22 protein-coding genes, 2 tRNA genes and 1 pseudogene are annotated in these 18,127 nt (G+C 71.7%); 20 read left to right on the plus strand and 5 right to left on the minus strand.

Translation table 11 applies throughout. The features are described 5' to 3' along the window. Positions 1 to 35: 35 nt before the first annotated feature. Both P0R35_RS03835 and P0R35_RS03840 read left to right on the plus strand, forming a co-directional pair. Positions 36 to 644: a DUF8114 family protein gene (locus tag P0R35_RS03835; protein ID WP_284013906.1), complete on the plus strand. Its 609-nt coding sequence runs from the start codon at positions 36 to 38 to the stop codon at positions 642 to 644. Continuing rightward, complete coding sequence (locus tag P0R35_RS03840) at positions 641 to 1,450, plus strand: RNA methyltransferase (RefSeq protein WP_284013907.1); 810 nt, start codon at positions 641 to 643, stop codon at positions 1,448 to 1,450. The genes P0R35_RS03835 and P0R35_RS03840 overlap by 4 nt, the downstream gene beginning before the upstream one ends. Positions 1,451 to 1,486: 36 nt before the next feature. Here the strand turns inward: P0R35_RS03840 and P0R35_RS03845 are convergent, their stop codons facing one another. After that, entirely contained in the window at positions 1,487 to 1,972 is a 486-nt protein-coding gene (locus tag P0R35_RS03845) for a MaoC family dehydratase (RefSeq protein WP_284013908.1), read from the minus strand. Positions 1,973 to 2,365: 393 nt separating this feature from the next. Between P0R35_RS03845 and P0R35_RS03850 the strand changes: the two genes are divergently transcribed. The 16 genes from P0R35_RS03850 (at position 2,366) to rpsB (ending at position 13,713) form a co-directional block, all read left to right on the plus strand. Then, a complete protein-coding gene (locus P0R35_RS03850) occupies positions 2,366 to 4,147 on the plus strand; it encodes a glutamate--tRNA ligase (RefSeq protein ID WP_284013909.1) in 1,782 nt (593 codons plus the stop codon). 81 nt (positions 4,148 to 4,228) lie between these two features. Beyond that, positions 4,229 to 5,704: a CoA-acylating methylmalonate-semialdehyde dehydrogenase gene (locus P0R35_RS03855; RefSeq protein WP_432765058.1), complete on the plus strand. Its 1,476-nt coding sequence runs from the start codon at positions 4,229 to 4,231 to the stop codon at positions 5,702 to 5,704. A gap of 88 nt (positions 5,705 to 5,792) precedes the next feature. Further along, positions 5,793 to 7,325, plus strand: coding sequence for a sensor histidine kinase (locus tag P0R35_RS03860; protein WP_284013911.1), 1,533 nt, complete (start codon positions 5,793 to 5,795; stop codon positions 7,323 to 7,325). A 198-nt stretch (positions 7,326 to 7,523) separates the two neighbouring features. Beyond that, positions 7,524 to 7,607 (plus strand) — tRNA-Ser (locus P0R35_RS03865). Between the two features lie 19 nt (positions 7,608 to 7,626). Further along, the gene (locus P0R35_RS03870) at positions 7,627 to 8,151 is read left to right on the plus strand and encodes a 30S ribosomal protein S13 (protein WP_284013912.1); all 525 of its coding nucleotides are present in this window, start codon (positions 7,627 to 7,629) and stop codon (positions 8,149 to 8,151) included. Continuing rightward, entirely contained in the window at positions 8,148 to 8,672 is a 525-nt protein-coding gene (locus tag P0R35_RS03875) for a 30S ribosomal protein S4 (protein WP_284013913.1), read from the plus strand. The genes P0R35_RS03870 and P0R35_RS03875 overlap by 4 nt, the downstream gene beginning before the upstream one ends. Continuing rightward, a complete protein-coding gene (locus P0R35_RS03880) occupies positions 8,673 to 9,068 on the plus strand; it encodes a 30S ribosomal protein S11 (protein ID WP_284013914.1) in 396 nt (131 codons plus the stop codon). Positions 9,069 to 9,071: 3 nt separating this feature from the next. After that, on the plus strand, positions 9,072 to 9,821 hold the full coding sequence (locus tag P0R35_RS03885) for a DNA-directed RNA polymerase subunit D (RefSeq protein ID WP_284013915.1): 750 nt from the start codon (positions 9,072 to 9,074) through the stop codon (positions 9,819 to 9,821). Positions 9,822 to 9,963: 142 nt separating this feature from the next. Further along, positions 9,964 to 10,048, plus strand: a tRNA-Leu gene (locus P0R35_RS03890). A 66-nt stretch (positions 10,049 to 10,114) separates the two neighbouring features. Further along, positions 10,115 to 10,471, plus strand: coding sequence for a 50S ribosomal protein L18e (locus P0R35_RS03895; RefSeq protein ID WP_284013916.1), 357 nt, complete (start codon positions 10,115 to 10,117; stop codon positions 10,469 to 10,471). Next, positions 10,468 to 10,935: a 50S ribosomal protein L13 gene (locus P0R35_RS03900; RefSeq protein WP_284013917.1), complete on the plus strand. Its 468-nt coding sequence runs from the start codon at positions 10,468 to 10,470 to the stop codon at positions 10,933 to 10,935. Before P0R35_RS03895 ends, P0R35_RS03900 begins: the two co-directional genes overlap by 4 nt. After that, complete coding sequence (locus tag P0R35_RS03905; RefSeq protein ID WP_284013918.1) at positions 10,929 to 11,327, plus strand: 30S ribosomal protein S9; 399 nt, start codon at positions 10,929 to 10,931, stop codon at positions 11,325 to 11,327. Before P0R35_RS03900 ends, P0R35_RS03905 begins: the two co-directional genes overlap by 7 nt. A 12-nt stretch (positions 11,328 to 11,339) precedes the next feature. Beyond that, positions 11,340 to 11,534 (plus strand): DNA-directed RNA polymerase subunit N, encoded by a 195-nt coding sequence (locus tag P0R35_RS03910; protein ID WP_284013919.1) that lies wholly within the window; start codon positions 11,340 to 11,342, stop codon positions 11,532 to 11,534. Beyond that, positions 11,531 to 11,713: a DNA-directed RNA polymerase subunit K gene (locus tag P0R35_RS03915; RefSeq protein WP_284013920.1), complete on the plus strand. Its 183-nt coding sequence runs from the start codon at positions 11,531 to 11,533 to the stop codon at positions 11,711 to 11,713. Before P0R35_RS03910 ends, P0R35_RS03915 begins: the two co-directional genes overlap by 4 nt. Next, complete coding sequence (eno, locus tag P0R35_RS03920; protein ID WP_284013921.1) at positions 11,714 to 12,925, plus strand: phosphopyruvate hydratase; 1,212 nt, start codon at positions 11,714 to 11,716, stop codon at positions 12,923 to 12,925. Then, entirely contained in the window at positions 12,922 to 13,713 is a 792-nt protein-coding gene (rpsB, locus tag P0R35_RS03925) for a 30S ribosomal protein S2 (RefSeq protein ID WP_284013922.1), read from the plus strand. The genes eno and rpsB overlap by 4 nt, the downstream gene beginning before the upstream one ends. Positions 13,714 to 13,732: 19 nt before the next feature. Here rpsB and P0R35_RS03930 read toward each other — a convergent pair whose 3' ends face one another. Further along, positions 13,733 to 14,224 (minus strand): hypothetical protein, encoded by a 492-nt coding sequence (locus P0R35_RS03930; RefSeq protein ID WP_284013923.1) that lies wholly within the window; start codon positions 14,222 to 14,224, stop codon positions 13,733 to 13,735. Between the two features lie 222 nt (positions 14,225 to 14,446). Here P0R35_RS03930 and mvk point away from each other — a divergent pair, with 222 nt between their 5' ends. Continuing rightward, complete coding sequence (gene mvk, locus P0R35_RS03935; RefSeq protein ID WP_284013924.1) at positions 14,447 to 15,463, plus strand: mevalonate kinase; 1,017 nt, start codon at positions 14,447 to 14,449, stop codon at positions 15,461 to 15,463. After that, positions 15,460 to 16,194, plus strand: coding sequence for an isopentenyl phosphate kinase (locus tag P0R35_RS03940; protein ID WP_284013925.1), 735 nt, complete (start codon positions 15,460 to 15,462; stop codon positions 16,192 to 16,194). Before mvk ends, P0R35_RS03940 begins: the two co-directional genes overlap by 4 nt. A 60-nt stretch (positions 16,195 to 16,254) precedes the next feature. Here P0R35_RS03940 and P0R35_RS16250 read toward each other — a convergent pair whose 3' ends face one another. The 3 genes and pseudogenes from P0R35_RS16250 to P0R35_RS03950 form a co-directional block, all read right to left on the minus strand. Then, complete coding sequence (locus P0R35_RS16250) at positions 16,255 to 16,656, minus strand: DMT family transporter (protein WP_321170446.1); 402 nt, start codon at positions 16,654 to 16,656, stop codon at positions 16,255 to 16,257. Beyond that, the gene (locus P0R35_RS16255) at positions 16,653 to 17,291 is read right to left on the minus strand and encodes a DMT family transporter (RefSeq protein ID WP_321170463.1); all 639 of its coding nucleotides are present in this window, start codon (positions 17,289 to 17,291) and stop codon (positions 16,653 to 16,655) included. Before P0R35_RS16255 ends, P0R35_RS16250 begins: the two co-directional genes overlap by 4 nt. Next, positions 17,274 to 18,062: pseudogene (locus P0R35_RS03950) on the minus strand (MBL fold metallo-hydrolase); the annotation flags it as partial. The gene P0R35_RS16255 and the pseudogene P0R35_RS03950, both read right to left, overlap by 18 nt. Positions 18,063 to 18,127: the final 65 nt, after the last annotated feature.

Here is an 18,127-nt window from a genome sequence, read left to right on the forward strand (position 1 = left end):
GCCGCTTATCCCGAACGCGCGGCAAGGGCCGGCAAATGGGTAAGGTGAGCATCGGCCTGCGCGGCTGGCGCTTCGACGAGGAGGACATCTTCACCGACGCCGGCGGCTGGCGGCCGCTGGAGGAGATCCCGCAGGAGCCCCGCCACCGGCTCGTCCGCCTGCAGGTGGTCATGAACAAGCCGTGCGACGCCTGCTACCTGATCCACGGCGACGAGGAGATCCAGCGGTGCCGGGTGGCGAGCATCGTGTACGGCGAACCGCTCGACGAGGTGCTGCTGTGCGACGAGCACGAGGCCGACTTCCTGTTCTGGTTCCGCGAGCGCGGCGGCTCGACCATCGCCGGCGAGGAGACGTTCCGCGACGCGTTCCACGAGTGGTTCGACGACGGCGGCCGCGCGCCCGACGGCTACGGCGGGATGGACCACGTCGAGGAGGCGCCCGAGGAGCTCCCCGACCTGCGCGACCCCGAGACGCTGTACGAGGACGACGACCTGCTGGCCGACGAGCGGCCGGACTTCGACGACGCGGCCGCGGCCGACGAGGGCGACGCCGAAGGCGACAACGAAGGCAACGAGGCGGACGCCGTTGACGACGGCGACCTCGACGTGGACGACCTCGACCTCGACCGGGAGTACCCCTCATGAGCGACGGGGACGCGGGGACCGGAACCGGGGCGGGCCACGCCGACCGCGAGTTCGTCGTCGTCGTGGTCGAACCGGAGACGCCCGGGAACGTCGGCACCATCGCGCGGGCGATGAAGAACTTCGGCCTGTCCGACCTGAAGCTCGTCGACCCCCCCGAGATCGACCGCGACAGCGAGGCGTACGGCTTCGCGGGCCACGCCCGCGAGGACGTGCTCCCGAACGCCGACGAGGTGACCCTCGACGAGGTCGTCGAGACGTACCACACGGTCGGCACCACCGCCATCACCGGCGAGGACGCCCGCCGTCACGTCCGGTTCCCGTTCAAGACGCCCGCCGAACTGCGCGAGTCGCTGGCGACGGTCGACACCGACACCGCGCTGGTGTTCGGGCGCGAGGGCACCGGGCTGAGCAACGACGAACTGGAGCGGCTGGACGAGGTCATCTCCATCCCCGCCAACCCGGCGTACCCCGTGATGAACCTCGGGCAGGCGGCGACGGTGACGCTGTACGAACTGCGGTCGCTGTTCCTCGACGACTACCAGCTCCCGGACGTCGACCACGAGCGAGCCGACGAGCGCGACATCGAGCGGTTCTACGAGCAGTTCTCGGCGTTCCTCGACCGCGCGGAGTCGCGCGACCACAAACGCGAGCGCAGCGAGCGACTGATCCGCCGGCTCGTCGGGCGCGCCCACCCCACGGCCAAGGAGATGACGACGCTCACCGGCGTGTTCCGGCGCGCGAGCGACCTCATGGACCACGCCGACCACGCCGACCGCGAACGCCCGGACGACGCGGACGCGCGGTAGCCGGCGTCGCGGCGACGGGTCGCCCGCGTCGGCGACTCACTCCCGGTCATCGGCCCCGGCGTCGCGCGACTCCACGGGGCCGTCCTCCCGGCGGAGGTACATCACGTTCCCGACCATGTGGAACACCTGCTCGTCGTCCTGATTGTACGTCTCCGTCCGCGCCCGTACGAGGCCGCGATCGGGGCGCTCGGGCACCGTCTCGACCACCTCGTTCTCGATGCGGAGCGTGTCGCCCGGCCGGACGGGGACGCGCCACCGGAGGTCGTCGACCCCCTTGGCGCCGACGGTGGCGGCGTCGGCGAGCGTCCCGTCGACGAGCAGGCGCATCGTCATCGCCGCGGTGTGCCACCCGGACGCGATCACGCCGCCGTACGGCGACTCGCTCGCGGCGCGCTCGGGGTCGACGTGGAACCACTGCGGGTCGTAGCGCTCGGCGAACCGGAGCACCTCCTCGCGGGCGACCTCGTACGAGCCGTGCGTCGAGACGTCGCCGACGGCGACGTCCTCGTAGAAGACGGGCATACCCCGACGCTTCGCCGGCGAGCACATGAAACCCGGTGTGGGTCGGCGCGCGACGCCGTCGGTAGGAGCCGGTTACCCCGGTCGTGGCGGCTCGTTGACCCGTGAATTCACCTGAACGGTCGACGTATATATGTCCGTCAGTCGCTATCGGTCGAACGCCCCTACCCGGGTGTGCCGACGCGCGCTCGTCGTGTGAACGCGCGCCCTACGCGGTCGTGGCGCGGGGGAGTCGACGCTGGGGGATCGGGTCGACGTGAACCCTCCGCCCCGCGGCCGCCTTCTGAACCGACCGTCGTCGCGAGCGGCGGCCACGCGGCGCCGCCGGTCCGCCGCGGCGGCCCTCGTGGGTCGGATCCGGACCCGTTTTGGGGGCGCACGCTGAACCTCGGCGTAATGAACGACGACCTCAGGGAGCGCGTGCGCGCCGAGGCGGAGAAGCACGCGCTCTACAACGCCCTCAAGCACGGCTCGGACCCCGACGTGGGCGCGATCATGGGCCCGCTGATGGGCGAGAACCCCGACTTCCGGCAGCACGGCGACGAGATCCCCGGCGCGGTCGCGCCGGTCGTCGCGGACGTGAGCGGGATGGACGACGCCGCCCGCCGCGACCGCCTGCTCGAACTGGACCCCGACCTCGTCGCGGAGCTGGAGGCCGAAGACGAGGGCGACGACCAGGTGCTCCCGGACCTCCCGAACGCCGACGAGTACGACGAGATCCGGATGCGGCTGGCGCCGAACCCCAACGGCCCGTGGCACCTCGGCTCCGCCCGCATGCCCGCCGTCATCGGGACGTACAAGGAGATCTACGACGGGTGGATGCTCTGCCGGTTCGACGACACCGACCCCGAGACGAAGCGGCCGGACCTGGACGCGTACGACGCCATCATCGAGTCGATCGAGTACCTCGGCTTCGAACCGGACGAGGTGCTGAAGGCGAGCGACCGCGTCGAGACGTACTACGACCACGCCCGCGACCTCATCGACGCCGGCGGCGCGTACACCTGCTCGTGTCCCGCCGAACACTTCCGGAGCCTGAAAGCCGACGCGGAGCCGTGTGAACACCGCGACAAGGCCGTCGACACCGTCCGCGAGGAGTTCGAGGCGATGGTCGACGGCGAGTACGGCGACGGCGAGATGGTGCTGCGCGTGAAGACCGATATCGAGCACAAGAACCCCGCGCTGCGGGACTTCGTCGCCTTCCGGATGGTCGACACGCCCCACCCCCGGCCCGAGGCCGCGGCGTACCGCGCGTGGCCGATGCTCGACTTCCAGTCGGGCATCGACGACCACCTCACGGGCGTCACCCACATCGTCCGCGGCATCGACCTGCAGGACTCCGCCAAGCGCCAGCGGTTCGTGTACGACTACTTCGGCTGGGAGTACCCCGAGGTCGTCCACTGGGGCCACGTCCAGATCGACGCGTACGACGTGCCGATGTCCACCTCGACGATCAAAGAGCGGGTCGACGCCGGCGAGTTGACCGGCTGGGACGACCCGCGCGCGCCGACGCTGGCGTCGGTGCAGCGGCGCGGCATCCGCGGCGAGGCCATCGTCGACGCGATGGTCGATCTGGGCGTGTCGACGAGCAACGTCGACCTCGCGATGTCGAGCATCTACGCGAACAACCGCGACCTCGTCGACGACGACACCGACCGCCGGTTCCTCGTGCGCGACGCCGCCGAGTCCGACGCCGCCGGCCGGGACCGGCTTCCCGCCGGCCCCGCCGAGTCGTTCGCGCTCGCGGGCGACGTGCCCGCCGTCGGCCACCCGCCGCTGCACCCGAACGACGAGGAACGGGGCGAGCGCGACGTGCCCGCCGGCGATGGCGTGCTGCTGGAGGCCGACGACGTGCCCGCCGACGGCGAGCGCGTCTGGCTGAAGGGGTTCGGCTGCTTCCGGCGCGACGGCGACGCGCTCGCGTGGGTCGGCACCGACATCGCCCTCGTCCGCGAGGAGAACGTCCCCGTCGTCCACTGGGTCGGCGCGGGCGACGACGAGCACGTCCGCGTCCGCCTCCGCACCATGGACGGCGACGTGGTCGGCTACGCCGAACCCGGCTACGCCGACTACGAGGCCGACGACCTCGTGCAGTTCGAGCGCGTCGGCTTCGCCCGCTTCGACGCCGCGCCCGCCGACGGCGACGACGAGTTCGTCGCGTTCTACGCGCACCCGTAGTCCCCGGGGGTGCGTCCGCGGCGCCGGTTCCCAGCCGCGGCTACCGCCAGCGGTAGCTACTTGCCACGGGGTACGTGATCGATCGTCATGATCGACGACATCGCCGACGGCGAGACGGCACACAACTACGTCGGCGGCGCGTGGCGCGAGGCGACCGGCGACGGGGCCGGCGAGGTGGTGAACCCCGCGACGGGCGAGCGGATCGGCTCGGTCGGCTTTTCGTCGGCCGCCGACGAGGACGAGGCGGTCGCGCTCGCCAACGAAGCGTTCGAGTCGTGGTCGACGACCGCCGTCGAGGAGCGCATCCAGCCGCTGTTCCGCCTGAAGGCGCTGTTGGAGGAGCACCAGGAGTCGCTCGCGGAGGTGCTCGTCACCGAACACGGGAAGACGAAGGCGGAGGCGATGGGCGAGATCCGCCGGGGGATCGAGAACGTCGAGGTCGCCTGCGGCATCCCGACGATGATGCAGGCGGGACACCTCCCGCACGCCGCGCCGGACATCGACGAGACGGCGGTGCGCCAGCCGCTCGGGACGGTCGTCGCGGTGACGCCGTTCAACTTCCCCGCGATGATCCCGCTGTGGTTCCTCCCGTACGCCGTCGCGACGGGCAACACGTTCGTGTTGAAGCCCAGCGAACGCGACCCGTTCACCGCCGACCGGATCGCCCGCCTCGTCGACGCGGCGGGGTTCCCCGACGGCGTCGTCAACGTCGTCCACGGCGGCCCCGACACGGTGAACCGACTGATCACCCACGACGGGATCGAGGCGGTGTCGTTCGTCGGGTCGACGCCCATCGCGAAGCACGTGTACGAGACCGCCGCGGGCGCGGGCAAGCGCGTGCAGGCGCAGGGCGGCGCGAAGAACCACGTCGTCGTCTCGGCGAACGCGGACCTGGAGTTCGCGGCCGAGCAGACGTGTTCGTCGGCGTTCGCCAACGCCGGCCAGCGCTGTCTCGCCAACCCGGTCGCCGTCGTCGAGGACGCGGTGTACGACGAGTTCGCGGAGCTTCTGGTGGCGGAGGCGGCGGCGATGGAGGTCGGCCCCGGACTCGACGAGGGAACCGACATGGGCCCGCTCGTCTCGGGGCCGCACCGGGACTCGGTGCTGGAGTACGTCGAGGCGGGCGTCGAGGAGGGCGCCGAGGTGCTGCTCGACGGGCGCGAGCGCGACGTACCGAGCGAGGGGTACCACCTCGGGCCGACCGTGTTCGGCGACGTCGACCCGGACGCGACGGTGGCGCGCGAGGAGATCTTCGGGCCGGTGCTCGCGCTGATCCGGGCGGAGGACTTCGACGACGCCGTGTCGCTGGTGAACCGGTCGCAGTTCGGCAACGCCGCGTCGCTGTTCACCCGCGACGGCGGCGAGGCGCGGCAGTTCCGGCTGGAGGTCGACGCGGGCAACGTCGGCGTCAACGTCGGCACCGCCGCGGCGATGGCGTTCTTCCACTTCGGCGGCGACAAGGAGTCGTTCTTCGGCGACCTGCACGCGCAGGGCGACGACGCCGTTCGGTTCTACACCGACGAGACGGTGTACATCGAGCGGTGGCCCGACGAGTGATCGGGCGGACGTGTCGGGGGCGACACCGGCCGACGTGACGGCTGAGCGGGGGAATGCTTTACAACCACGCCTCGCCGTGATACGGTAGATGGATCGCGACGGGGAGCCGACGGCAGGGGCGCAGGGAACGGACAGCGCCGCCCCGGACGCGCTGGACGCGGTGCTCCTCGACCGGCTGACGGACGGGTTCTACGCCCTCGACGACGAGTGGCGCTTCGTCTACCTCAACGACCGTGCCCGGGAGCTGTTCGCACAGACGGCCGACCTCGACCCGTCGGAGTCGTTCGTCGGCGACGAGATCTGGGAGCGGTTCCCCGACATCGTCGGCACGCCGTTCCACGCCCGGCTCACCGAGGCCATGGAGACGGGCGAGCCCGCCGACGTCGAGGCGTACTACGAGCCCAGCGACACGTGGTACCGGGTCCGCGCGTACCCCGACGACACCGGGCTGTCGGCTGTCGTCCGCGACGTGACCGAGCAGTACCGGCAGGAGGAGACGCTCCGCGCCCGGGAGGAGTCGCTCAGACGGATCACGGAGGCGGTCGCCGACGCCGACTCGTCGTTCGAGGAGCGGGTGGACGAACTGCTGTCCGTGGGACAGGACGTGTTGGGGACGGCGTACGGCACCCTCTCGCGGATCCGCGACGACACGTACGTCTTCGAGGTGGTGCGGGCGCCCGACGACCTGTTCGAGGCGGGCGACACGGTCGACCTCGGCGAGACCAACTGCGAGCGGGTGGTGCTCTCCGAGGAGTCGCTGTCGCTCCGCGACGTCGGGACCGACGAGGAGTTGGCCGCCAAGGCGGCCTTCTCGGAGCTGGGCATCTCCTGTTACGTCGGCGCGCCGGTGGTCGTCGACGGCGAGGTGTACGGGACGTTCTGCTTCTACGACCGCGAGCCGCGGACCGAGCCGTTCGCCGACTGGCAGGTGACGCTGGTCGACCTGATGGCGGAGTGGGTGTCGTCGGCGCTGGAGCGGCAGGTCGTCGAGGAGGACCTCCGCAGACAGAACGACCGGCTGGAGGAGTTCGCCGCCATCGTGAGCCACGACCTCCGGAACCCGCTGGCGGTCGCGAAGGGGCAAACGGAGCTGGCCGCCGAGGAGTGCGACAGCGAACACCTCGACAAGGCCCGCCGGGCCCACGACCGGATGGACCGGATCGTCTCGGACGTGTTGACGATGGCACGGGGCGGCCGCGTCGTGGAGGACCCGGACGAGATCGACCTCGGGCGGGTCGCCCGCGACGCGTGGGAGACGGTCGACACCCGGGCGGCGACGCTCGACGCCGCGGCCGCCCCGCGGATCGTCGCCGACGAGAGCCGGCTCGTCCAACTGCTGGAGAACCTGTTCCGCAACGCCGTCGAACACGGGGGCGACGACGTCGCCGTGCGGGTCGAGGCGACGCCCCGCGGGTTCGCCGTCGCCGACGACGGACCGGGGATCCCGGCGGCGGACCGCGACTCCGTGTTCGACCACGGCTACACCAGCCGGGAGGAGGGGACCGGGTTCGGGCTCAGCATCGTCCGCGAGATCGCGGGCGCCCACGGCTGGACGGTGTCGGTCGAGGAGTCGGCCGGCGGCGGGGCACGCTTCGTGTTCGACGACGTGGCGGCCGCGTGACGGACGGCGCCGGTCGCCGACCACGCCGGAGTCGGCGTGCCCCGCGTTGACACGGCCGTGACGGGCTCACACGGCCACCGACCCTTTCGTGACGTTTAAGTAGAGCCTCCGAGTTACACCGAACGCAGACACTGTAGGGGCACCGGGTCCCGAGTCCGGAGCCGAGATGGCTCGCGCGGCGACGATACAGCACACGGTGTTGCGGTAGCCAAGCCTGGCCCAAGGCGCTGGGTTGCTAACTCAGTGGCGCAAGCCTCCGGGGTTCGAATCCCCGCCGCAACGCTGACCACCCAGACAAGACATGAGTGCAGAAGAACCAGAGGACGCGCCCGACGCGGAGGACGACGACGACCTCCAGTACTTCGTCCGAATCGGCCAGACGGACCTGGACGGGACGAAGAGCGTCGAGCGCAGCCTCAGCGACATGAACGGCATCGGCCAGCGCACCGCGCGCCTGGTGGCCGAGGCCGCCGGCGTGGATCGAACCGCCACGTTCGGTCGCCTCGAGCAGGACGACATCGACAGCGTCGTCGACGTCGTCGAGAACTTCTCGGAGCACGTGCCCGAGTGGATGGTCAACCGGCAGAAGGACTTCTTCACCGGCGAGACCGCCCACATCGTGGGCTCGGACCTCAACGAGAAGCGCCGCCACGACATCAACCGGATGAAGATGATCGACTCCTACAAGGGTATCCGCCACAAGCGCGGACAGAAGGTCCGCGGGCAGCGGACGAAGTCCACCGGCCGGACGGAGGGTACCATCGGGGTCAACGTCGAGGAGATCCGCGAGGAGCAGGCTGAGGAAGCCGCGGGTGAGGACGAATGAGCACCGGAACCTCCACCAAGCGCTACGAGACGCCGAACCACCCGTACCAGGGCGAGCGCATCGACGAGGAGTCGGACCTGCTCTCCCGCTACGGCCTGAAGAACAAAGAGGAGCTGTGGCGCGCGCAGTCGGAACTGCGCCGCTACCGCCGCGAGGCGCGACGCCTCATCGGCGAGTCGCAGGGCGACGTCGACGCCGCCAACGAGGCCGGCGCCGACTTCGTCGCGCGGCTCCAGCGGCTGGGTATCCTCGACGACACCGAGGCGATCACGGGCGTCCTGTCGCTGGACGTGACCGACGTCCTCGAGCGTCGCCTCCAGACGGTCGCCTACCGGAAGGGCGTCGGCAACTCGCCGAAGCAGGCGCGGCAGTTCATCCTCCACGGCCACGTGGTCGTCGGGGACGCCCGCGTCACCCGCCCCTCCTACAAGGTCGAGACCGCCGAGGAGGACCTCGTCGACTTCGACGAGATCAGCCCGCTCGCAGACGAACTCCACCCCGAACGCGCGGAGGGTCAGTAAATGAGTGAATCCGAGAACACCGAGAGCCGCTGGGCGATCGCGAACGTGTTCGCGTCGTTCAACAACACGCTCATCACGGTGACCGACATCACGGGGGCCGAGACGCTGATCAAGTCCTCGGGCGGCGCCGTGGTGAAGCAGAACCGCGACGAGGCGTCGCCGTACGCGGCCATGCAGATGGCCGAGGGCGTCGCCGAGCAGCTGAGGGCGCAGGGTATCGAGGGCGTCCACGTCCGCATCCGCGGGCCCGGTGGCAACGCCCAGAAGTCCCCGGGGCCGGGCGCGCAGCCGACCATCCGCGCGCTCGCCCGTGCCGGGATCGAGATCGGTCGCATCGAGGACGTGACCCCGATCCCCCACGACGGGACGCGAGCACCCAAGAAGAACCGCCTGTAACCCATGGCAGACGACTTCGACGTCGAGGTAGTCACCCGAGACGACCGATCCGTGCGGCTGCTGGTCCGCGGGCTCACCCCCGCGGTAGCCAACGGGCTGCGCCGGACGATGCTCTCGGAGGTGCCGACGTTCTCCATCGACACCGTCCGGTTCGTGGAGAACTCGTCGGTGATGTTCGACGAGATGGTCGGGCTCCGCCTGGGGCTCGTCCCGCTGACGACGCCGCTCGACGACTACGAGGTCGGCGACACCGTCACCCTCGCGCTCGACGTCGAGGGGCCGGCGACGGCGTACTCGGGCGACATCGAGACGTCCGACGACCTCGTCCAGCCCGCCGACGAGAACGTCCCCATCATCGAACTGAAGGAGGGACAGCGGCTGGAGTTCGAGGCCGACGCCGTCCTCGACAGCGGCAAGGAACACGCGAAACACCAGGGCGGCGTGGCCGTCGGCTACCGCCACCTGCAGCGCGTCGAGGTCGTCGGCGACGCCGACGAGTTCGACGACGAGGAGCCCCACATCCTCCGCGGCGTCATCGAGACGGAGGACGGCGAACTCGTCCACACCGACGAGTTCGGCGCCGACCTCACGAACCGGTACCCGGGCAAGGAGCTCGCGGTCACCGACGTGCCCGGCGCGTTCGTCTTCCACGTCGAGTCCGACGGGTCCCTGCCCGTCGAGGAACTCACCCTCCGTGCGGTCCGGTCGCTGCGTGACCGCGCGGACGAACTGGCAGAGAAGGTCGCAGTCTAACCACAGACAATGACTCCGTCCCACACCCCCGACCCGTCCGCCCGCGCGGCGCCGACCGGCCAGCGGCGTCGCCGTCACCGTCCCGCACGGAGGGTTCGGACCGAAGGGGTTATCCGGTGGGACGGCAAACGACGGGACGCGAGCAGGGGTAGCCCAGTCTGGCCAACGGCGCAGCGTTCAGGGCGCTGTCCTTTAGGGGTTCGCAGGTTCAAATCCTGCCCCCTGCACTCCCGTCTTCTCACACCCGACTCGGTTCCGACCGGGTCGACCACTCCCACTCAGGAGGTACTCGTATGAGTAGTAGCAAGACCAATCCGAGACTTCAGAACCTCATCGCCGAACTGAAGTCGGTCGCGCGGTCGTCCGATGCCAACGTCTGGCAGGACGTCGCCGACCGGCTCGAAAAGCCGCGGCGCACGCACGCGGAGGTCAACCTCGGCCGCATCGAGCGGTACGCCAACGAGGACGAGACCGTCGTCGTGCCGGGCAAGGTGCTCGGCTCGGGCGTGCTCCGCAAGGACGTCACCGTCGCCGCCGTCGACTTCTCCGGCACCGCCGAGACGAAGATCGACCAGGCCGGCGAGGCCGTCCGGCTGGAGGAAGCGCTGTCGAACAACCCCGAAGGAACCGACGTCAGGGTGATCCGATGAGTCTCGCAGAGTTCGAGGCCGACGTCGTCGTCGACGGGCGCGACGCCATCGTGGGTCGCGTCGCGTCGCAGGTCGCACAGCGCGCGCTCGACGGCGAGCGCGTCGCGATCGTCAACGCCGAGCGCGCCGTGATCACGGGTAACACCGAGTTCACGATGGAGAAGTTCCGCACGCGCGCCAACCTCGGTTCCGACTCGGGGCCGTACTACCCGAAGCGGCCGGACCGCATCTTCAAGCGCTCCGTCCGCGGGATGCTGCCGTACAAGACCACGAAGGGTCGCGAGGCGTTCGAGAACGTCCGCGTGTACGTCGGCAACCCGTTCGAGTCCGAGACCGTCTCGCCCGACGAGGACGCTCCCGAACCGGAGGTCCTCGAGGGCACCTCGCTCGATCGCCTGTCGAACATCAAGTTCACCACCCTCGGCGAGATCGCCGAGGACCTGGGGGCCAACGTCACATGGTAACGAACACGTCCGGAAAGAAGAAGACCGCAGTCGCCCGCGCGACCGTCACCGACGGCGAAGGGCGCGTGCGTATCGACTCCCAGCCCGTCGAGCTGGTCGAACCGGAGATGGCTCGCCTGAAGATGCTGGAGCCGTTCCGCGTCGCCGGCGAGGACCTCCGCTCGGAGGTCGACGTCGAGGTCAGCGTCAACGGCGGCGGCTTCGCGGGGCAGGCCGACGCGGTCCGCACCGCCATCGCCCGCGGCCTCGTGGAGCACCGCAACGACGCGGAGCTTCGCGACGCGTTCATGAACTTCGACCGCTCGCTGCTGGTGAACGACTCCCGGCAGAGCGAACCCAAGAAGTGGGGCGGGCCCGGCGCGCGTGCTCGCTACCAGAAGTCGTACCGCTGAGGTGATCCACCCATGATGATCCCCGTCCGGTGTTTCACGTGCGGCAACGTCATCGGTGAACACTGGGAGGAGTTCAAGGCCCGCGCCCGCGAGGGCGACGAGGACCCTGCGGCGGTCCTCGACGAGCTGGGCGTGAACCGACACTGCTGTCGGCGGATGATGGTCAGCCACACCGACCTCGTCGACGTCGTCTCCCCCTACCAATGAGCGGGAACCTGCAGTACAACCGGTACGAGAAAGCCCGGATCCTGGGCGCGCGAGCGCTGCAGCTGGCGTACGGCGCGCCGGTGCTCGTCGACAGCGACCAGTCCGAACCGATCCTCATCGCGGCCGAGGAGTACGACGCCGGCGTGTTGCCGTTCACCGTCCGGCGGGGGGGCAAGTAGATGACCCGCATCGACGCCGTCTCGCTGCGCCGCGTCCTCGACTCCCGGGGCAACCCGACCGTCGAGGCGGACGTGCTCACCGAGTCGGGCGGCTTCGGCCGCGCGGCGGCGCCCTCCGGGGCGTCCACCGGGGAGTACGAGGCGATCGAGCTGCCCCCGAAGGAGGCGATCGCGAAGGCCCGCGAGCACGCGGTGCCGCGCCTCGTCGGGGCGGTCCACGCGGGCAACCAGCGCGACGCCGACGCGGCGCTGCACGCCGCCGACGGCACCGAGGACTTCTCGGAGATCGGCGCCAACAGCGCCGTCGCCATCTCGATGGCGGCGTCGAAGGCCGGCGCCGACGTGGTGGGCGCGCCGCTGTTCCAGCACCTCGGGGGCACGTTCCGCGACGCGGACCGCACGTTCCCGGTCCCGCTGGGGAACGTCGTGGGCGGCGGCGAGCACGCCGCCGACGCGACGCACATCCAGGAGTTCCTCTCGGCGCCCGTGGGCGCCCCGTCGGTGGCGGAGGCCGTCTTCGCCAACGCGGAGGTGCACGCGGCGGTCGCCGATATCCTCGACGAGCGCGGCATCGCCGCCGCGAAGGGCGACGAGGGCGCGTGGGCGCCCGCCGTCGACGACAGCGAGGCGTTCGAGATCGTCGAGGAGGCGACCGCCCGCGTCGAGGACGCGGTCGGCTTCGAGATCAAGTTCGGCCTCGACGTGGCCGCGTCTGAACTCTGGGACGCCGACGCCGGCGTCTACCGCTACGGCGACGACGAGCGCACGCCCGACGAGCAGGTCGACTACATGGCCGAGTTGGTCGACGACTACGACCTCGCGTACGTCGAGGACCCGCTCGACGAGGACGACTACGACGGCTTCGCCGAGCTGACCGAGCGCGTCGGCGACCGCACGCTGATCTGCGGCGACGACCTGTTCGTCACGAACGTCGAGCGCCTCTCGCGGGGCATCGACGAGGGCGCGGCCAACAGCATCCTGATCAAGCCGAACCAGATCGGGACGCTGTCGGACGCGTTCGACGCCGTGGAGCTGGCCCAGCGCAACGGGCTGGACGCGGTCGTCTCCCACCGCTCCGGCGAGACCGAGGACACGACGATCGCACACCTCGCCGTCGCGACCGACGCCTCGTTCATCAAGACGGGGACGGTCGGCGGCGAGCGCACCGCAAAGCTGAACGAACTCATCCGCATCGCGGAGGAGGCAGTATGAGCGAAAGCGAGAACGACACCGAAGAGGCGCCCGACGCCGAGGAGGAGGTCGAGGAGACCGCCGCGGCCGAGGAGTCGCCCGACGAGACCGAGGAACAGCCGACGGAGACCGAGGAGGCGGCCGACGAGGCCGCCGCGGACGAGGCGGACGCCGAGGAGGAGGCGGACGCGGGTCCGCGCTTCGACGAGGACGTCATGCCGGACGAGGAGGCGGACCTCCTCATCCCCGTCGAGGACTACCTCTCGGCGGGTGTCCACATCGGGACCCAGCAGAAGACGAAGGACATGGAGCGGTTCATCCACCGCGTCCGCGACGACGGCCTGTACGTGCTCGACGTGAGCCAGACGGACGGCCGCATCCGCACGGCCGCGTCGTTCCTGGCGAACTACGACCCCGAGCAGGTGCTCGTCACCTCCTCGCGCCAGTACGGTCGCTTCCCCGCCGAGAAGTTCGCCGACGCCATCGGTGCGCGCGCCCGCACCGGGCGCTTCATCCCGGGGACGCTGACGAACCCCGAGTACGCCGGCTACATCGAGCCGGACGTCGTGGTCGTCACCGACCCCATCGGCGACGCGCAGGCGGTGAAGGAGGCCATCACGGTCGGCATCCCCGTCATCGCGATGTGTGACTCCAACAACCAGGTGTCGAACGTCGACCTGGTCATCCCGACCAACAACAAGGGTCGCCGCGCCCTGTCGGTCGTCTACTGGCTGCTGGCCAACGAGACGCTCGACAACCGCGGCGCCGAGCCCGGCTACGCCCTCGAGGACTTCGAGGCCGAACTGTAAGCCGGCGGCTGACTTTCGATCACTCCTTCGATATCCGCCTCCCCAGCGGCGGCGCCGGCCGCGACGGGAGCGGCGAGACCCGCGCTCCGGCCGCCGTGTCGCACGGGCGCCACGGCTCCGCGACCGCGTGGCGTCGTCCCTCCCCAGGGTCGTCGATCGTCGGCGTTACCGTGCGAGCAGGTCCTCGGCGTCGGCCATGGTGGCCGCGCGGCGGTCGGCCCCCGACCGCGCGGCCCTCGCCCACGCGGACGACCGTGCAGGCGCCGGCCATCCGGAGGAACGTCTCCCACTCGCCGAGGGCGCCGAGGGCGCCCCCGTGGGCGGCGAACTCGCGCACGTCGACGATGACGTCGAAGCGCGCGTCGCAGCCTTCGGCGACGTGGCGGGCGCGTGCCATCGTACGCACCACGTCCGCGGCGCCGAACTCGCCGACGAGTTCGACCCGGAGCACCGTCCCGTCGCGGCTTCGGTCCACGCTGGGCGTCGGCTCCGGTTCGATGGTCGAACTCATGCCAATCGATACCACGGCAGGGAGTATAATTCCACCCCTCCGAGTATCAGAGAAGATACTCCGCGGGGCGTGGCGGAACCGGCCGGGACGGCGCGGTTCTGGACACCCGTGGGTCGCCGCCGCGGGGGACCGGGTGAACGAGCCGGTCGCCCGCCGGGCTGCGTTCCCGGGCGGCGCGCGCGAGCCGAAACGGCTGTTAGGGGCGCGGTGGTGCGAACGGGTATGACCACCTGTAGCGCGCCGGGGAAGGTGTACCTCTTCGGCGAGCACGCGGTCGTCTACGGCGAGCCGGCGGTGCCGTGTGCGGTCGAGCGCCGCGCGCGAGTCAGCGTCGAGCCGCGCGAGGACGACCGCGTCCGCGTGGACGCGGCGGACCTCTCGCTCGACGGCTTCACCGTGACGTGGGGCGGGAGCATCGACGACCGGCCGGACGTCGACGTGCCCGCGCCGCTGCTGGCGGCGGCGATGGAGTACATCGAGGCGGCCGTCGACCAGGCTCGCGCGGCCGCGGCCGCGCCCGACGCCGGCTTCGACATCACCGTCGAGTCGGACATCCCGCTGGGCGCGGGCTTGGGGAGTTCGGCGGCGGTCGTCGTCGCCGGCATCGACGCGGCCACCCGTGCGCTGGGCACCGAACTCCCACCCGAGGAGGTCGCCCGCCGCGCCTACGAGGCGGAGTACGAGGTGCAGGACGGCCAGGCGTCGCGCGCGGACACGTACTGCTCGGCGATGGGCGGGGCCGTCCGCGTCGAGGGCGACGACACCCGGACGATCGACGCCCCGGCGCTCCCGTTCGTCGTCGGCTACGACGGCGGCGCCGGCGACACGGGCGAACTCGTCGCCGGGGTGCGCGCGCTGCGCGAGGAGCACGCGTTCGCCGCCGACACCGTCGAGACGGTGGGCGACCTCACCCGCGAGGGCGAGCGCCTGCTCGCCGAGGCCGACCCGGACGCGCCGCCGAGCGAGGCCCTGCTCGCCGATCTGGGCGAGCTGATGGACTTCAACCACGGCCTGCTGGCGGCGCTCGGCGTCTCCTCGCGCTCGCTGGACGCGATGGTGTGGGCCGCCCGCGAGGCGGGCGCGCACGGCGCGAAGCTCACCGGTGCGGGCGGCGGCGGCTGCACCGTCGCGCTTGACCCGACCGACGAGACCGAACACGCCCTCGGCTACACCGCCGAGTGCGAGCAGTCGTTCCGCGCCGAGTTGGCGACCGAGGGCGTCCGCGTGGAGGACCGATGACGACCGTCCTCAAGCTCGGCGGCTCGGTGATCACCGAGAAGGACCGCCCCGAGACGCTCGACGGGGAGACGCTCGCGGCGCTGGCGACGGCGGTCGCCGACGCCGGCGTCGACGACCTCGTGGTCGTCCACGGCGGCGGCTCGTTCGGCCACCACCACGCCGCCGAACACGGCGTGACCACGACCGAGGGGATCCGCGACGTGGGCGGCGTGATGGACGTCCACGGCGCGATGACGACGCTCAACCGCTTCGTCCTCTCGCGACTCCACGCCGAGGACGTGCCCGCGGTGCCGGTCCACCCGCTCTCGGCGGCCGTGCGCGACGCCGACGGCGCTCTCACGCTGATGACCGACCAGGTCGCGACGATGCTCGGGGAGGGGTTCGTCCCGGTCCTCCACGGCGACGGCGTCGTCCACGCCGGCGAGGGCGTCACGGTGCTGTCCGGCGACGAGCTCGTGACGGAACTGGCGGCGGCGCTCGACGCCGACCGCGTCGGGCTGTGCTCGACCGTGCCGGGGGTGCTCGACGCCGACGACGAGGTGATCCCCCGGATCGACGACTTCGACGCCGTGGCGGACGTGCTCGGCGTCAGCGACGCGACGGACGTCACCGGCGGGATGGCCGCGAAGGTCCGGGAGCTGCTGGATCTGGGGTCGCCCGCGTACGTGTTCGGGCCCGACGCCGTCGCGGGCTTCCTCGCCGGCGACGACGTGGGCACCCGGATCGGGTAGCCCGGGGAGGGCCGCCGGCGGGGCGGGCGACCGGGGGACGGCCGCAGGAGGGCCGGTGGGTCAGTCGATCCGTCGGCGGAGCGCCGCACGGATCGGCCCCCGCTGGACGAGCACGAACGCGACGAGGACACACGCGAACCCCTGCACGGTCCGCCCGGCGAGCGTCTCCCCGAGGACGAGGAAGCCGAACAGCGCCGCGAACGGCGGGATGGCGTACTCCAACAGCCCCGCGCGGATCGGGCCCAGTCGGTCGAGCAGCCGGAAGTACAGCAGGAACCCGCCCGCACCGGGGACGACCGCGAGGTAGAGGAGCCACGCGACCCCGGTCGCCGAGGGGGCCAGCCCCGCGGGCGACTGTCCCAGCGCCGCCGCGGCGACGTGGAGGAGGAGGGCGCCGACGGCCGCCATCCACGCCTGCAGCGCGAGCGGCCCCAGCGTCGCGTCGTCCTCGCGGGTGGTCACCGCGCCGGCGACCCACGCGACCGCCGACGCGAACACGAACAGGGTGCCGAGCGTGGTCGCGGCCGTGCCCGGACCGCCGGCGACCGCGCGGCCCCCGTCGCTTGGAGGAGCGCCCGGACCCGGTCGGCGTCCGGGTCGGCGATGAGCACGAGGCCCGCGAACCCCACGAGGATGCCGACGGCGCCGACGGCGTCGATGCGGTCGTCGGGGCGGAGCGCGCGGGCGGCGACCGGCGTGAGCACCGGGATCAGTCCCAGCAGGGTGGCCGCGACCGCGCTGGGGACGTACTGCTGGCCGGTGAACAACAGCGCGTGGTGGAGGCCGATGGAGAAGGCGCCGCCCGCGAGGATCGGCGCGAGGTCGCCCCGGCCGGCGGGGCGCAGTCCGCGGCCGGTCGCGACCGCGACCGCCACCAGCGTCGCCGCCGCGGCGCCGAAGCGCAGCGCCGCCAGCAGCACGGGCGGGAAGTCGGCGAGGGCGGCCTTCGTCGCGACGAACGCCGTCCCCCACAGCGCCGCGAGCGCGAGGAAGCCCGCGGCGTCGCGGTTCACGCGCCGCTCCCGGCGGTGCGGTCGCCGGACGACGCCCGGCGGCCCCTCACGCTCGAAGCGGAGGCCGTCGCGGGCGACGCGCACGTCGCCGTCGAAGCCGCGTTCGACCGACGCGATCATCTCCTCGTGGTTCCCCTCCGTGTGGGGGTACAGGTGGGTGAGGTACACGCGGTCGACGTCGGTGCCCGCCAGCGCCTCGCCGAGTTGGGTCGGCGTCGGGTGGTTGTCCACGTCGACCTCGTCGGGGAACGAGCAGTCGTGGGCGAGCACGCGCGCGCCGTCGGCGAAGTTCGCCAGCCCCGCGAACGCCTCCGAGTCGCCCGAGAACACGAAGTCGCCGCCGGCATCGGCGTCGGCGTCGGCGTCCGCGGCCTCCGTGCCCGCGTCGCCCCCGCGGTCGGCGAACCGGTAGGCGAGACACGGCTTGGAGTGGCGCGTCTCGAACGCCTCCACGTCGAGGCCGGCCAGCGAGAACTCGGTGCCGGCGTGGACCTCGCGCACGCTCACGTCGACGCGGCCGTCGAGGTACTCGTACTCGCCGACGGCGAACAGGTCGTCGACGAGCGCCTTCGTCCCGGGCGGGCCGACGACGGTGAGGCGCTCCTCGCCGGCGAGCCACCGCGCCTTCACCAGCGGGAGCAGGTCGGCGACGTGGTCGAGGTGGTGGTGGGTGAGCAGCACCGTCGAGACCGCCTCGTAGCCGGGGTCGGTCTGGGAGAGCCGGTGGAGGACGCCGGCACCGCAGTCGACGAGGAGGGGGCGCCGGTCGCCCGGGGCGGCCTCGACGAGCAGCCCGGTCTGGACGCGGTCGGCGACCGGCATCGCCGAGCCCGTGCCGAGGAAGGTGACGCGCATACCGACGGCGTCGCGGGCGCGCCGGGAAGTGGTTGCGGTTCGGGCGGTCGCGGCGACGACCCGGG

Origin of the sequence: Halobaculum litoreum (assembly GCF_030127125.1) — an archaeon.
Lineage (GTDB): Archaea > Halobacteriota > Halobacteria > Halobacteriales > Haloferacaceae > Halobaculum > Halobaculum litoreum.